Annotated in this window: 12 protein-coding genes; 5 read left to right on the plus strand and 7 right to left on the minus strand. The window is 57.5% G+C overall.

The window, feature by feature from the left end; all coding sequences use genetic code 11:
* Position 1 precedes the first annotated feature (1 nt).
* The 4 genes from ABEA58_RS02245 to ABEA58_RS02260 all read right to left on the minus strand — a co-directional run bounded on the left by ABEA58_RS02245 (position 2) and on the right by ABEA58_RS02260 (position 3,642).
* Positions 2-568, minus strand: a complete 567-nt coding sequence (locus tag ABEA58_RS02245) for a DUF1415 domain-containing protein (RefSeq protein ID WP_345548449.1) — start codon at positions 566-568, stop codon at positions 2-4.
* A gap of 7 nt (positions 569-575) precedes the next feature.
* Entirely contained in the window at positions 576-1,112 is a 537-nt protein-coding gene (locus ABEA58_RS02250; protein ID WP_345548451.1) for a DUF2058 domain-containing protein, read from the minus strand.
* Positions 1,113-1,173: 61 nt separating this feature from the next.
* Complete coding sequence (locus tag ABEA58_RS02255) at positions 1,174-2,775, minus strand: AbgT family transporter (protein WP_345548453.1); 1,602 nt, start codon at positions 2,773-2,775, stop codon at positions 1,174-1,176.
* A 564-nt stretch (positions 2,776-3,339) separates the two neighbouring features.
* Positions 3,340-3,642, minus strand: a complete 303-nt coding sequence (locus tag ABEA58_RS02260) for a hypothetical protein (RefSeq protein ID WP_345548455.1) — start codon at positions 3,640-3,642, stop codon at positions 3,340-3,342.
* A 151-nt stretch (positions 3,643-3,793) separates the two neighbouring features.
* Between ABEA58_RS02260 and ABEA58_RS02265 the strand changes: the two genes are divergently transcribed.
* Positions 3,794-5,074 (plus strand): Xaa-Pro dipeptidase, encoded by a 1,281-nt coding sequence (locus tag ABEA58_RS02265; protein WP_345548457.1) that lies wholly within the window; start codon positions 3,794-3,796, stop codon positions 5,072-5,074.
* Positions 5,075-5,388: 314 nt separating this feature from the next.
* Positions 5,389-6,909 (plus strand): NADP-dependent phosphogluconate dehydrogenase, encoded by a 1,521-nt coding sequence (gene gndA / locus ABEA58_RS02270; protein WP_345548459.1) that lies wholly within the window; start codon positions 5,389-5,391, stop codon positions 6,907-6,909.
* Between the two features lie 142 nt (positions 6,910-7,051).
* Here the strand turns inward: gndA and ABEA58_RS02275 are convergent, their stop codons facing one another.
* From ABEA58_RS02275 to ABEA58_RS02285, 3 genes are all read right to left on the minus strand, one after another.
* On the minus strand, positions 7,052-7,576 hold the full coding sequence (locus ABEA58_RS02275) for a GNAT family N-acetyltransferase (RefSeq protein ID WP_345548461.1): 525 nt from the start codon (positions 7,574-7,576) through the stop codon (positions 7,052-7,054).
* Positions 7,577-8,566 carry a recombination-associated protein RdgC gene (gene rdgC, locus ABEA58_RS02280; RefSeq protein ID WP_345548463.1) on the minus strand — a complete coding sequence of 330 codons (990 nt, stop codon included), beginning with the start codon at positions 8,564-8,566 and terminating at the stop codon, positions 7,577-7,579.
* Between the two features lie 237 nt (positions 8,567-8,803).
* On the minus strand, positions 8,804-9,739 hold the full coding sequence (locus ABEA58_RS02285) for an integron integrase (RefSeq protein WP_345548465.1): 936 nt from the start codon (positions 9,737-9,739) through the stop codon (positions 8,804-8,806).
* Between the two features lie 374 nt (positions 9,740-10,113).
* Between ABEA58_RS02285 and ABEA58_RS02290 the strand changes: the two genes are divergently transcribed.
* From ABEA58_RS02290 to ABEA58_RS02300, 3 genes are all read left to right on the plus strand, one after another.
* Complete coding sequence (locus tag ABEA58_RS02290; protein ID WP_345548466.1) at positions 10,114-10,572, plus strand: DUF2846 domain-containing protein; 459 nt, start codon at positions 10,114-10,116, stop codon at positions 10,570-10,572.
* Between the two features lie 446 nt (positions 10,573-11,018).
* Positions 11,019-11,543 (plus strand): hypothetical protein, encoded by a 525-nt coding sequence (locus tag ABEA58_RS02295; protein WP_345548467.1) that lies wholly within the window; start codon positions 11,019-11,021, stop codon positions 11,541-11,543.
* A gap of 805 nt (positions 11,544-12,348) precedes the next feature.
* Positions 12,349-12,939 (plus strand): hypothetical protein, encoded by a 591-nt coding sequence (locus tag ABEA58_RS02300; RefSeq protein ID WP_345548468.1) that lies wholly within the window; start codon positions 12,349-12,351, stop codon positions 12,937-12,939.
* Positions 12,940-13,135 lie beyond the last annotated feature (196 nt).

Genomic DNA, 13,135 nt, shown 5'->3' on the forward strand with positions numbered 1-13,135 from the left:
GTCAGCGAGAGTCATCATCGCCGAAGAGGTAGGGGAACAGCCGGCGCTTTTCCTCCCTCGACAGTTGCTCTACTCGGCGGATGTTGTTGTCCGGAATGGAATCCGGGTCCGGATATTTTTCCAGAACCTGCTCGATGCTGGCCTCGCGGATCAGGTGCAGGATCGGCAATGGCGCGCGGTTGGTGAGGTTCTCGGTGTCCTCCGCGGTGGTGCCGGCGAACTGGTAATCGGGGTGGAAGGTGGCCAGCTGATAAACGCCGCTGTAACCCTGCCGGTCGATAAGCCACTCCGCCAGGTCGAGAAACTGGTTGAAGTCCTCAAACCGCTGCAGGTGTGCGGGCACGATTAATAGCGTCGTTTCCAGCTCCGCTGGCTGGTGCTCATCCAGCCGCTGGATCTCGGCCTGCAGGTGCTCCATCAGCACCTGATCCGATTGCGCGTCACTGATGGCGAAGCGAATCTGCCCCGCCCGCATGGGCTTGCGGGCGAAGGGGCACAGGTTCAGGCCCACCACCACATCGGCCAGCCACTGCTGAACCGAGCGGAGAATTTCCTCGTCGGATTTCAAGCGCCGCTCACCACATCAGATCGTCGGGGATCTGGAATTCCGCGTAGGGATCGTCCTCTGCGGGCGCAGCGCTGTCGGCGGGGGGCTGCACCACCGCATCTGGCTTGCGCTCGCTGATTTTTTCGGCGATTACCCGCGGCACCAGTTCAAAGTTTTCGTCCAGGCCGACGATCATCAGTCGGCCGGCGGCCAGGTGGTCGCGCACCGCCGCGGAGACATAAATCTTCTTGATCTTGCGCTCGAAGGTGAAGTTGTAGGCGATATCGCCGCCGCCTTTTGGCTGCTTGTTGCTCTCCACCAGCTGCTTGATCTGTGCGGTGATGGCTTTCTCCCGTGCGGCGGCATCGCGCTCCGCATTCAGGGCGCGGTCCCGTGCCGCTTTCTCGGCGCGGGCCTGCTCGACAGCCTGGCGGGTTTCATCCACCTGCGGCTGGCCGGCTTTTTTGGCCACCTTGTTTTGCTTGCGCTTTTCCTTGTTGACCTGCTTGGCCTTCTTGCTGTCGACCAGACCGGCCTTGAGCAGTTGATCCTGTAGTGAACTCATGGAAAGGGACTCTCACTTTTAAACGGGCCGCACCCGGGTGCGGCCGGCCATTTTAACGGTATCAGCTGCCAAAGTAAGTGGCGGCGCCGGGGCCGACCGGCAGGCCGAGGGCAAATACCCAGACGAAGAACAGCAGTGTCCAGCCCACAAAGAAGAAAATCGAGTAGGGGATCATGGTGGAGATCAGGGTGCCGATACCCAGATCTTTCTTGTAACGGGTGGCGAAGGACACGATCAGGCCGAAGTAACTCATCATGGGGGTGATGATGTTGGTGACCGAATCACCAATCCGGTAGGCGGCCTGGATGATCTCCGGGGCGTAGCCGAGCAGCATCAGCATGGGCACGAAGATGGGGGCGGTGACCGCCCACTGCGCCGAGGCGCTGCCCAGCATCAGGTTCACGAACCCGCACATCATAATAAAGAACAGGAACAGCAGCGGGCCGCTGAGGCCGATACTCTGCAGGGTGTCCGCGCCCACCACGGCAAAGATGGTGCCCAGGTTGGTGACCTTGAAGAAGGCGACAAACTGCGCGGCAAAAAACACCAGCACGATGTACATGCCCATGGTGCTCATGCTCTGAGACATGGCATTGATCACATCGCGGTCATTCTTCATCGAGCCGGTGACACGGCCGTAGACAAAACCCGGTACGGCGAAGAACACCACGATCAGGGCGACGATGCCTTTCAGGAAGGGGGAGCCGGCCACCGCACCGGTTTCCGGGTTGCGCAGCACCCCCCACTCGGGCACGACGGAGAGGGCAAACAGTGCCGAGACCGCCAGTACCGAGAGTCCGGCGGCTTTGAGGCCGCGCTTCTCGGTGGCGGTCAGTTGGCCCATCTTGTCCTTGGACAAATCCACCGATGCCTCGCTGGGGTCGTACTTGCCCAGCTTGGGTTCGACAATCGCCAGGGTCACCCAGCTGCCGATCAGCGTGATCAGCAGGGTGCTGGCCATCATAAAGAACCAGTTCACTTCCGGACCCACCGTATAGGTGGGGTCGATCATATGCGCCGCCGATTCGGTGATGCCGGACAACAGCGGGTCCACGGTGCCGATCAGCAGGTTGGCGCTGTAGCCCCCGGAGACACCGGCGAAAGCGGCGGCGAGGCCCGCCAGCGGGTGACGACCGAGGGAGTGGAAAATCATCGCGGCGAGGGGGATCAGCACCACGTACCCCAGCTCCGAGGCGGTGTTGGAGAGAATGCCGGCGAACACCACGATCACCGTGACGCTGCGCTGGGAGGCCTGCAGCACCAGCCCGCGAATGGCGGCACTGAGCAGGCCCGAGTGCTCGGCAATACCCACGCCCAAAAGCGCCACCAGCACCGTACCCAGTGGCGCAAAGCCGGTAAAGTTGCTCACAAGGCTGGTGACGATATAGCGCAGCCCCTCGCCGGAAAACAGGTTGAAGACTTCGATCACCCCGTCCGGCGCGCGCCCGGCGGCGCCCAGCGGGCGCGGGTCGGCCACCGACAGGCCAAAGTAGGAGGCCACGCCGCTGATCAGGATGACCGAGACGGCGAAGATCGCGAACAGGGTGATCGGATGCGGTAACAGGTTGCCCAGCCACTCGACGGTTTCCAGAAAGCGGGTGAAGCCTTTCTTCTGTGCGGGGCTCTGGGCCTGCTGTTCACTGGGGGATGCCGTGGTGCTCATGGGCGCTACTCGCTGCTGGTATCGGTGACTGTCTTCTGGGCTTTATGGCTTACAGCTTATTCGCTTTACAGCTTTTCACTTTTGTCCGCTGCGCGGGTCAGCCGCGTTTTATTGGCCACAATCTGGTCAAAAAATGTGCTGAAGCCGCGCATGATACACAAAAGCGCTATGTGGCTGAACGCCAGCGGAGCCGGCGATTCTGCCTAACCAGTCAGTGACTTGTGGTTCATTTTGCTGTCCATTTCATGGTTCGCTTTTTAGTCCATTAGGTTAGTGCTGATTGCAAGAATGCGCCTGATTGGGCGGTCGTCAGCGCCGATCAGCACTTATCCGCACAGCACCGATTCCCGGCAACTGCCGCGCCGCAGGCCAGTACCCTGAAAATTTGGGGAGTGAGGAGTGGGGTTTGGAGGTTGGAGTTTGGAGTTTGGAGTTAGGAGTTAGGGAGTTGAGGGCTGCTGAAACAGAGCGCCCGGCAATTGCGCAGACCCCGGCGCACCGGGGTCGCGTTAAGGCTGTGCAGGGAAACCTAGCAGGAATCGCTGAACCGCCTGTTAGTGTTCCTTAAAGTAAAAACCAGAGCAGCAGCAGGAGCAGCAGGGCGGCCAGCATCATGGCAAGGCCGCGCAGCATCAGCATTTTTGCGTAGGCCGCCTCGTGGTGCCGGAGGGCGTAGGGCAGCCCTGTGAGTGGGCCGAGAAAAATCGACGGGATTCCCCACAACCAATCCCTGTTGCCCAGAGCCACCAGCGCGGCGATCAGCCCGCCAAACCAGAAGACCGCAAGCCCCACCACCAGCAGCAGAAACAGCGGCAACACCAGCCATTGGTTGCTGAGATAAAACTGAATCAGGGCATCTTGTGTCATCGATCATCATTCCTATTGAATATGGGTAGTTTTTGTCGGTCGGCATGGAGTTATTTTGGCTTGTCATCCTGGGGAGGTTGTTATTGGCGCCAACAATGCGGTAAAACTTGTGCTCACCTTGAATGTTTTCCCTGCGGGAGTAAAAGAAAGAATGTACAAGAAAAAAGCCCTCTTTGCCTTTTTGCTGGGCGCCGCCGGGCTGCTGGCGCAGGCGGCTGCCGCCGTGACTTATGTGAGCGCGGATCGGCTGATTGATGTAGAAAGCGGTGAGGTGATCGAGTCGCCGCTGGTCACCATTGAGGGCAATCGCATTGTCGCCGTTGTTGCGGATGCGCAACCACCGCAGGGCGCCATCCACTTGCCCGGCGCCACGCTGCTGCCGGGGCTGATGGATATGCATGTTCACCTGACCGGCTCGGCGGATCTGCACGGTTATCGCGGCCTCGCGCGGAGCACCGCCCGCTCCGCCATTACCGGGGTCAAGAATGCGCAGACCTCACTGGATGCGGGTTTTACCACCATGCGCAACCTGGGCGCAGATGGCTACGCCGATGTGGCACTGCGGGATGCGATCAACGATGGCGATATTCCCGGTCCGCGCCTGTTTGTGTCTGGCCCCGCCATCGGTATTACCGGCGGTCATTGCGACAATAACCTGCTGCCGCAGGAATTTGCCGTCAAGGGGGAGGGCGTGGCGGATGGCCCCTGGGGTGTGCGCGCCAAAGTCCGTGAGAACCTGAAGTACGGCGCCGACCTGATCAAGTTGTGCGCCACCGGTGGCGTCATGTCCAAGGGCACCGAGCCCGGCGCGCAGCAGCTGGCTCTGGAGGAGATGCAGGCCGCAGTGGCGGAGGCGCGTAATCGCGGCGTAATTGTCGCGGCCCACGCCCACGGCACCGAGGGCATCAGAGCGGCGATCCGCGCCGGTGTCGATTCCATCGAGCACGCCAGCTTTCTCGACCGCGAGACCATTCGCCTGGCAAAGAAACACGGCACAGTGCTTTCGATGGATATTTATGTCACCGAGTACATCCTCTCCGAGGGCGAGAAGGCCGGGATTCTCCCCGAGAGTCTTGCGAAGGAGCGCCGCGTAGGCAGCCGCCAGCGGCAGAGCTTCCGCGATGCGGTGGAAGCGGGCGTGAAGATGGTGTTCGGTTCCGATGCGGCGGTTTATCCCCATGGCCAGAATCCGCGTCAGTTCTCGCGCATGGTGGAATTCGGCATGACCCCGCTGCAGACACTGCAGGCCGCCACCATCAATGCCGCGGAGTTGCTCGGTCAGAAGGAAAATCTGGGCAGCATCCGCGAGGGCAAGCTGGCGGATATCGTGGCCGTGCCCGGCAATCCGCTGGAGGATATCGGCGTGATGGAGAAAGTGCAGTTTGTGATGAAGGACGGCAACGTCTACAAGAACACCGCGGTGACTTTCTGATCCTTCATCTTCACTATTCTTACTTCTTTATAAGGAAAGCGCTCAAGAGGGGCGGGCGCTTTCCTCCCGTCCCCCCCCGTCATTTCTGGCCCTGCCCAGCCCCTGTTCAATAGCGGCCGCCGCCTGCCCGGTGCCGGCAGCATGAAATGGTGCGCCGCGCGCTTATGTCGGTATTTTGTTCTAGAGTTTTGCCGGGAGTCCTGTTAAAGCCGCAGCGGCGCGGCATTCGGCGATATTTCAGCCTCCCTCGGCCGCCATCCTGTTGCTATACTCCGCGCCCCTGACAGCAGCACCACAGTTTTGCGGAGAGATCCATGTCTGAATCATTGTGCGATATCGGCTTTATTGGCGCCGGGGTGATGGGCAAAAACCTCATCCTCAACCTGGCCGACAATGGCTATCGCGTCTGCGCTTTTGACCTGGACCACCACAAACTGGATGCCCTGTTGCAGCAGGATGCCCGCGAGCGCGGCGATCAGCCCGCCCGCATCGAGACCTGCAACTCCTACACCGAGCTGCTGGCGCGGGTGAAAGCGCCGCATCTGGTGATCCTGTCCGTACCCGCCGGCGCTCCCGTGGACGATGTGTGCAACAAACTCCTCGATGCCGGCCTCAAGGCCGATGATATCGTGGTGGATACCGGCAACAGCCTGTGGACCGATTCGGTGGAGCGCTGCAAGCGCTATGAGGGCAAACTGATTTTCTTTACCACCGCGGTATCCGGTGGCGAGGTGGGCGCGCGCTTCGGCGCCTCCCTGATGCCCAGCGGCGACCCCTACGCCTGGGCCCGCATTGAACCCATCTGGCATGCCATCGCCGCCAAGGTAGACCCGCAGAGCGGTCAGCCCCTTGAGCGTTTCGAGCCCGGCAATCCGGTCACCGATGGGGAGCCCTGTGCCGCCTATATCGGCCCTATCGGTTCCGGTCACTTCGTCAAAATGGTGCACAACGGCATCGAGTACGCCGACATGCAGATGATCTGCGAGGCCTACGATGTGATGCGCAGCGCCCTGGAAATGTCGCCGGCGGAGATCGCCGCAGTGTTCCGCCAGTGGAACCAGGGCAAGCTCAACAGTTACCTGATCGATATCAGCGCCGAGGTTCTGGCCACCGTCGATGCCGAAACACAGCAGCCGCTGGTCGATATTATTCTCGACCGCGCGGGGCAGAAAGGCACCGGCCTGTGGACCGCGGTCAGCAGTTTGGAAGTGGGCTGCCCGGCGCCGAGTATTGCCGAGGCGGTATTCGCCCGCTCCCTCTCCACCCGCAAGGTATTGCGCGGCCGCGCCGCAAAAAAACTGCTCGGCCCGGAAATCGAACCGGTGCCGCAGGCCGAGCGCGCCGAGGCCATCCGGCAACTGCACGACGCGCTTTACTGCGCAAAAATCTGTGTCTATGCACAGGGCTTCGACCTGATGAAGCTGGCGGCGCGGGAGCAGGGTTGGAAGCTCAATTTTGCCGAGATCGCCCGCATCTGGCGCGCCGGCTGCATTATTCGCGCGGTGTTCCTGCAGTCCATCAGCGATGCCTACGAGCGCGACATCAAACTCTCCAACCTGCTGCTGGACGACTTCTTTATCGAGCAGATCGCCTGCAACCAGGCCAACTGGCGCCGTGCGGTTGCCGATGCCAGCCTGCGCGGCATTCCGGTCCCGGCACTTTCATCCGCGCTCAGTTACTACGACGCCTTCCGCCGTGAGTCCCTGCCGGCCAACCTGCTGCAGGCACAGCGGGACTTTTTCGGCGCGCACACTTTCTCGCGGGTGGATCGCCCGGAAAACGAGAAATACCACGTGCTTTGGAGTGAGAAAGACCGGCCGATCGTGAAAATATGATGAAAGCGCAAAAAACCCCGGAAAACCGGGGTTTTTTGTCGGTGGCCGCGAGGCACGGATGGCACGGATGGAACGCGGTAAGGGTGTGGTAAGGGCGCGGATGGGGCGCGTTAAGGGTGCCAAGCGCTCAGCTACGAGCAGGTCAGTCCTGGTCCAGGCGCGCCGTCATAATGGTCACCTGCTCGCCGTGGTAGCTTTCCACCCGCAGGGCCTGCCAGCCCAGTGAGGCATACAGTCCCTGCTGGTCCGGGGTAAAAAGGTACAGGGACTCCATCCCCGCAGCCCGGCACTGCGCCATCACATGCCGGACAAGCGCGCTGCCAAATCCCCGGCCGCGATAATGCGGGTGAACAAAAACATTGGCGAGCCAGGGGCCAAGGTCACGGTTGTTATCCATGTCCTCCTCCACCACTGAGGCGGAACCCCAGATTTCCCCGTTGCCCGTCTGCTCTCTACCAGCTTCACCGGCATCCTCGCTGACCAGCACCCAGGTTGAGGGGATCATTGCCTGCTCCAGGCAGCGGCGCAGGTCATGGGCGAAATCCTCGCGTGAATGGTCCGGGTACAGGTGCCGCCATTCTTCAAAGTGCCAGTCCGCCAGTCGCTCAACGGCTTCGGGATAGTGGTCGAGATTGTCTATGCGCATATTGAAAGGGTGCCCGGGCATTTAGAGCACCACCTCCTCGACTTCGGCGGCAAGGCGATCCTGCTCGGCGCGGTTGGCGCGGGCCACGATCTCATCCACACTGGCGCCCTCGCCGGCACCGCCGAATGCGGCCACCAGATCGGTGAGCAGGGCGGAGATTTCCAGGGTCATTACCGAGAAATCCGCATCGAAACGCTGGGCGGCATTTTCGCTGTCGGCGCTGTCGGCCTTCTCAATCAGTTCATCACTGAACTTCAGCCGCTTGACCGACAGCTGGTGGTCCACCACAAACTCCACACCGCCATTCCACACCAGCCCCAGCTTGTGAACCTGCATGCCGGCCAGCAGATGGTTGTGGATTTCCTCCGCGCACAGGTCCTGATTCTTGCAGCGGATGACACTGCCGGAGTCCTTCGGGTCGCGCAGCTCACACTCATGGCCGAACTCGAACCTGGCCGGCGCTTCCGGTGCGCTGAGCCAGTGGGTCATGGCCTGTTGCGGCAGGTTCTTGGCCGACAGTGGGATCACCGCCAGACTGCTGAGGGCCTCCCGCAGGTGTTCCAGCAACTCTTCGGCCGCCGACGCGGAAGCGGCATCCACCACCACCCAGCCGTCACGCGGGGCGATGTAGGCATAGTGCAGGCGTGAGCGGGCAAACGCCTTGGGCCGCATCTCCAGCAGCACCTCATCCTTCAGCGTCTGCTTCTCCTTGCGGCCAACACTACGGTGCTCCCGCTCGGAGATCGCCAGTGCCCGCTCCTCCACCTTCTCGTTGACTACGCCGGCGGGAAGTACCTTCTCCTGCTTCTTGGCGCAGACCATCAGGTAACCATTGGTGGCATGCACCAACTCGCTGCCGTGCCGGCCCAGCGGCGGCACCCAGCCATAGCGGGCCGCATCCTGGCTGCCGCAGGGAACAAAAGCCTGCGGTTCCAGCAGCTCGTTCAGCTTGTCGGCAGAAAGGGCAAATTCTTTGGTGAGGCGGTAAACGCGCAGATTCTTAAACCACATACATCGGGCCGTCGCTTGGGAGTCTTTTGATGGCCGGCAATTATGCGAAATCCCGGCGGCAGGGGCTAGGGTAAAGCGACCAGACTGGGGAAACCGGCGAGTCAACAGGCAATCACTGCCGACGACTAGGCGCTGTCAAGTGGTCAAGTAATCCAGCGTTCAATTGATGCTGGTCATGGTTTGTCCGGGTTGGGGCGGTTGCCAGCGAGCAAGCGGAAAGCCAGCGGAACCCCGGTCTCAATCGATAGGGCTGACCACACCGCGCTCATGGATACCAATAACATGGGTATAAATCATGGTGGTATTGATATCGTTATGCCCGAGCAACTCCTGGATATTCCGAATATCCACGCCGGAAGCGAGCAGATTGGTCGCAAAGGAATGGCGAAACGTATGGCAGCTGGCTTTCTTGCGGATGCCGCACTGTGCCATCGCCCTGCCTACGGCGCGGCGCACCTGTTGTTCGCCCAGATGGTGTCGCCGCATCACATCGCTACGGGGGTCCAGTGACCGCTCCGGCGCGGGGAATATATATTGCCAGCCGGGGCTGGTTGCCGCGCTGGGGTACTTCCTCTCCAGAGCGAAGGGTAGGTAGACAGCTCCAAAGCCCTCGGCAAGATCGCGCTGATGAATCGAGAGCGCGAGATCAATTTGTGCTTTGAGTGGGGCGACGATGGATTTGGGCAGCAGAGTGCGTCGCCACTTAGCCCCTTTGGCTTCGCGCACGATAATACAATGATGGCCAAAATCCACATCCTGCACGCGCAGCCTTACCGCCTCCATCACCCGTAAGCCGGCGCCGTACATCAGTGAAGCAATTAACCGGTGGTGCCCCTGCAAACCGTCAATCACCGCCGTGGCTTCGTCATGTGTAAATACCACCGGCAAGCGCCGGCCTTTGCTGGTTCTATCAAAATCCAGCCTGCCCAGCTCAATTCCCAGGAACTGCCGATAGAGAAAAACGATGGCATTGAGCGCAGTCTTTTGCGTATTAATGGCCACATTGCGCTGCGAGGCCAGGTAACACAGCCAGGCATCCACCTCCGCTTTACCCATCTCCTCAGGCCTGCGCATCTTGTGAAAGCGCAGGTAGTCCTTTATCCAGAGGCAATAGGTTTTTTCCGTCCGGTAAGCCAGCTGTCGCCCACGCATAAAGGCACGAAGCCGGTGCATAAACCGAACCGGCCTGGCAGGAAGCGGTATAGGGATATCATCCATAAGCGGTCCCTCGCTGAAGGGTGCTGTGATTATATACAGCGTAGTGAAGTATGGGGCAATATCTCCCCGGCAAAACGATCGCAGCGACGGTTATCCTGGGGAAGTACCGGGAGAATGGAAAAATAGCTGGTAAATCAGATGGTTAGATCGACACCCCGAAACAGGGATAGTCGTCGTGACGACCGATATCCCCAGAGGTGTAATACCGTGTAATCTGCTGAAGCCTTGACCAGCCGGGGCTTTCAGCGCATTCTGGCGGGAAATCTATTTTGAGATATGCGTCGGTGGGATATCAGTCCTGACGACTACGATATAAATGTTATGACTCTATGGAAATCATGAAAAGAATAACCATTATTATACTTTCAATGGTGTTGGCCTCTTGTATGGCAACAGGTCCAGCATTTAACTCACTTCAGCCAGAAGCATCTGACTTGGTATCTATATATATCATGAGGCAGTCGGCATTTGCGGCCAGCGCCTATTGTCCTCCTGTCACAATAGATGGCGAAAAAATCGGATGTCTTAAGAATGGTGGCTACATCCATAAGTATGTTTCACCGGGCCCACACGAAGTAAGATTTGAAAAGCGTTTCGGTGAAATGGGCAAAGAGCATTTCATTAAAATTAATGGCAAGCCCGGTCAAACACTATTCTTTGAGTGGGCTTATGATGTGAATGGAGTTTGGAGTACCGGATTCGTTTCAGGTGCAACATTCAGTGAGGCCATAGTTCAATATAAAAAAGAACAAGCAATAGAAATATTGCGCAATTTAAATGAGTCATAACAAATCGCCCAAAATGGACACCAAACCTGCGGTTTGGGTCCATTTGGCTCGGCGTTATGTTGCCGGGCGGTAAAAATTCTTGCCGGTACCAGTGTGTAGTTTTTCGCACTATTTTAGTTAGTGTCCGGCATCTGGTAGTTTTTGTGCCGCATATCCAAGCAGTTCCGTTCCTAGAGCGTTCTCTCCGGTTCGGTAGGTCTGGCTAGTCCACTGCAGTATCGTGGAGTGCCAATAAGTGAATAATCTGGTGGGGGAGGTGCGGTATTCTTCCCTCGTAACATCGGTCAGTGGTCAGCCAATCCGTGGCTGGCAAAGTGCCAGCAGCTTGTCTGGAGTGCGTCAGCCATAACCAAGCTAGGCAGGTTCGCCCAGCCGGTGGCTGGGCTTGACAGCCTACGCTGCGCTTCGGCTGCCCCTGCTAGCGGCGTTATGCATAAAGGAGAGTTATGAACATTTATCTGAGGGCGAAACATTGGCAGCTATTTTTAGTTCTTGTCGGCTCGATGTTTCTTGCTCAAGCCATGATGGCTAATTCAATAATGAACGGTAAATTGCCAAATCCAATAGTAATGGCTATTCCTACATTTTTTATGGCTGTTGTCTTCTTTGGGTGGTTGTGGTCTGTGGCGTCGGCATGTTCCAAGCTGTTGCCCCCTGAGCTGGCGTCCTCAACTAAGCCAATGCAGTTTGGTCTTGTTTATGCGCTTGTGTATATTCTCATAAGTAGCAGCTTTTTCTTTGGCTCTAATGGCCAGTTGCCAGGCTATATTGTTGTCATGCACTTACTAGCAATGGCATCCATTTTCTATGCATTAGGCTTCACAGCTAAACAACTTGCCAAATTAGAGCAGGGGAAAAATGTGTCATTCTTTTCATATTCTGGCCCCTTTTTTCTTTTTTGGTTTTTCCCAATAGGCATTTGGTTTATACAGCCAAAGGTTAACCAACTGCTGAGTGGCAGCAATGCATAACAAGGCGCGCCACGAAGGACTTGCACTGCTGCGCAGCGCAATCCCGTGCGCTTGGCGTTATGTTGCCGGGCGGTAAAAATTGTTGTTGGTGCAAGCAGGTAATATTTTGCACTGTTTTTGCGTCCAGCAATGAGCAGCTTGGCCATTCCGGCCTGAAGCAGTTTCGTTCCCAGAGCGTCCTCTCGGGTTCGGTAGAGGTGGCTACTCCACTGCAGTATCGTGGAGTGCCATTAAGTTGATAATCTGGTGGGGGAGGTGCTGTATTCTTTCCTCGCAACATCGGGCAGTGGCCAGCCAATCCGTGGCTGGCAAAGTGCCAGTAGTTGGCTCGCAGAGCGTCAGCCATAACCAAGCTAGGCAGGTTCGCCCAGCCGGTGGCTGGGCTGGACAGCCTACGCTGCGCTCCGGCTGCCCCTGCTAGCGGCGTTATGTTTCCGGTCGGTAAAAATTATCGTTGGTGCCAGCGTGTAATTCTTTGCACTGGTTTCGCGCCCGGCATTGATCACCTCGGTCGATCTCTGTCCAAGCAGTTTCGTTCCTAGAGCGTTCTCTCTGGTTCGGTAGAGGCGGCTATTCCACTGCAGTATTGTGGAGTGCCAATGAGTTAATAATTTGGTGAGGGAAGTGCGGTATTCTTGCCTCGTAATATTTGGCAGTGGCCAGCCAATCCGTGGCTGGCAAAGTGCTGGTAGTGGGCCAGGAGAGCGTCAGCCATAACCAAGCTAGGCAGGTTCGCCCAGCCGGAGGCTGGGCTGGACAGCCTACGCTTCGCTCCGGCTGCCCCTGCTAGCGGCGTTAGGTGAAAATGAAATCTCGTATCCTGCCAACATTAATCGCCTGCTTCACTTCTTCAGTCTTTGCTGATGGAGAGCTAAGTGATTTCACAAAATTTGGCGGGTTTGAACTTGAAAAAACCGAATTGAAAGAAATTATCTCAAAAATCGGCGATGCTCCAGTTCATAAAGAGGGAGATGCTGGCGAATCGTACACTGGAATTTGCTATTTCTATCCCATTCAGAACATAACTGCTTTTTATGAGTCTGGCGAAATGGGTTGTAGTACTACATTGCTAAGCTATAAATTTCTTAGTGGTAAAACTACCAGGTATCCCTGCGCAACTATAGAGGACGGGGGCAGTCAACCTTTTTCACTGGGAGGCTTTAAAATTGGTCAAACTCTTAAAGCAGCAGAGTCACTTCTTCCATTAAAACCATATTCAGTACAAGGCAATGTCTATACGTACTGGAACAGAATACCATTCACAGAAAAGGATTATCTTAAAGTCGGCGCCGAGCAATCCGATAACCTGACGTGGGATGATATGGTAACCATAGAGATATACACAAATGAAGATATCGTCACGGGTTACGGTGTGAGTAGGGTTATCACATGGTAGAGCGTCACCTAACAAATCAAACCAGCAAGGGCCTTCGGCCGGGACTCGCTAACGCTCGCCCCTGTTTGAGGCGTTAGGTGCTATGAAAATACCCAGCGAAACTCAATGGAAAGAACACGGGCTTAGAGGGCTAGATGAAAAGCATGCATACGAGCAATTCTTCGGGCTTTCCATAGAGCAGGCTGAAGCTAAGTTT

Source organism: Microbulbifer aestuariivivens (assembly GCF_039545115.1).
Lineage (GTDB): Bacteria > Pseudomonadota > Gammaproteobacteria > Pseudomonadales > Cellvibrionaceae > Microbulbifer > Microbulbifer aestuariivivens.

Bases quoted from the DNA above. Each gene is read 5' to 3' on its own strand.
- ABEA58_RS02250 (WP_345548451.1), bottom strand. From the start codon at position 1,112: ATGAGTTCACTACAGGATCAACTGCTCAAGGCCGGTCTGGTCGACAGC.
- ABEA58_RS02255 (WP_345548453.1), bottom strand. From the start codon at position 2,775: ATGAGCACCACGGCATCCCCCAGTGAACAGCAGGCCCAGAGCCCCGCA.
- ABEA58_RS02260 (WP_345548455.1), bottom strand. From the start codon at position 3,642: ATGACACAAGATGCCCTGATTCAGTTTTATCTCAGCAACCAATGGCTG.
- ABEA58_RS02265 (WP_345548457.1), top strand. From the start codon at position 3,794: ATGTACAAGAAAAAAGCCCTCTTTGCCTTTTTGCTGGGCGCCGCCGGG.
- gndA (WP_345548459.1), top strand. From the start codon at position 5,389: ATGTCTGAATCATTGTGCGATATCGGCTTTATTGGCGCCGGGGTGATG.
- ABEA58_RS02275 (WP_345548461.1), bottom strand. From the start codon at position 7,576: ATGCCCGGGCACCCTTTCAATATGCGCATAGACAATCTCGACCACTAT.
- rdgC (WP_345548463.1), bottom strand. From the start codon at position 8,566: ATGTGGTTTAAGAATCTGCGCGTTTACCGCCTCACCAAAGAATTTGCC.
- ABEA58_RS02285 (WP_345548465.1), bottom strand. From the start codon at position 9,739: ATGCACCGGCTTCGTGCCTTTATGCGTGGGCGACAGCTGGCTTACCGG.
- ABEA58_RS02290 (WP_345548466.1), top strand. From the start codon at position 10,114: ATGGAAATCATGAAAAGAATAACCATTATTATACTTTCAATGGTGTTG.
- ABEA58_RS02295 (WP_345548467.1), top strand. From the start codon at position 11,019: ATGAACATTTATCTGAGGGCGAAACATTGGCAGCTATTTTTAGTTCTT.
- ABEA58_RS02300 (WP_345548468.1), top strand. From the start codon at position 12,349: ATGAAATCTCGTATCCTGCCAACATTAATCGCCTGCTTCACTTCTTCA.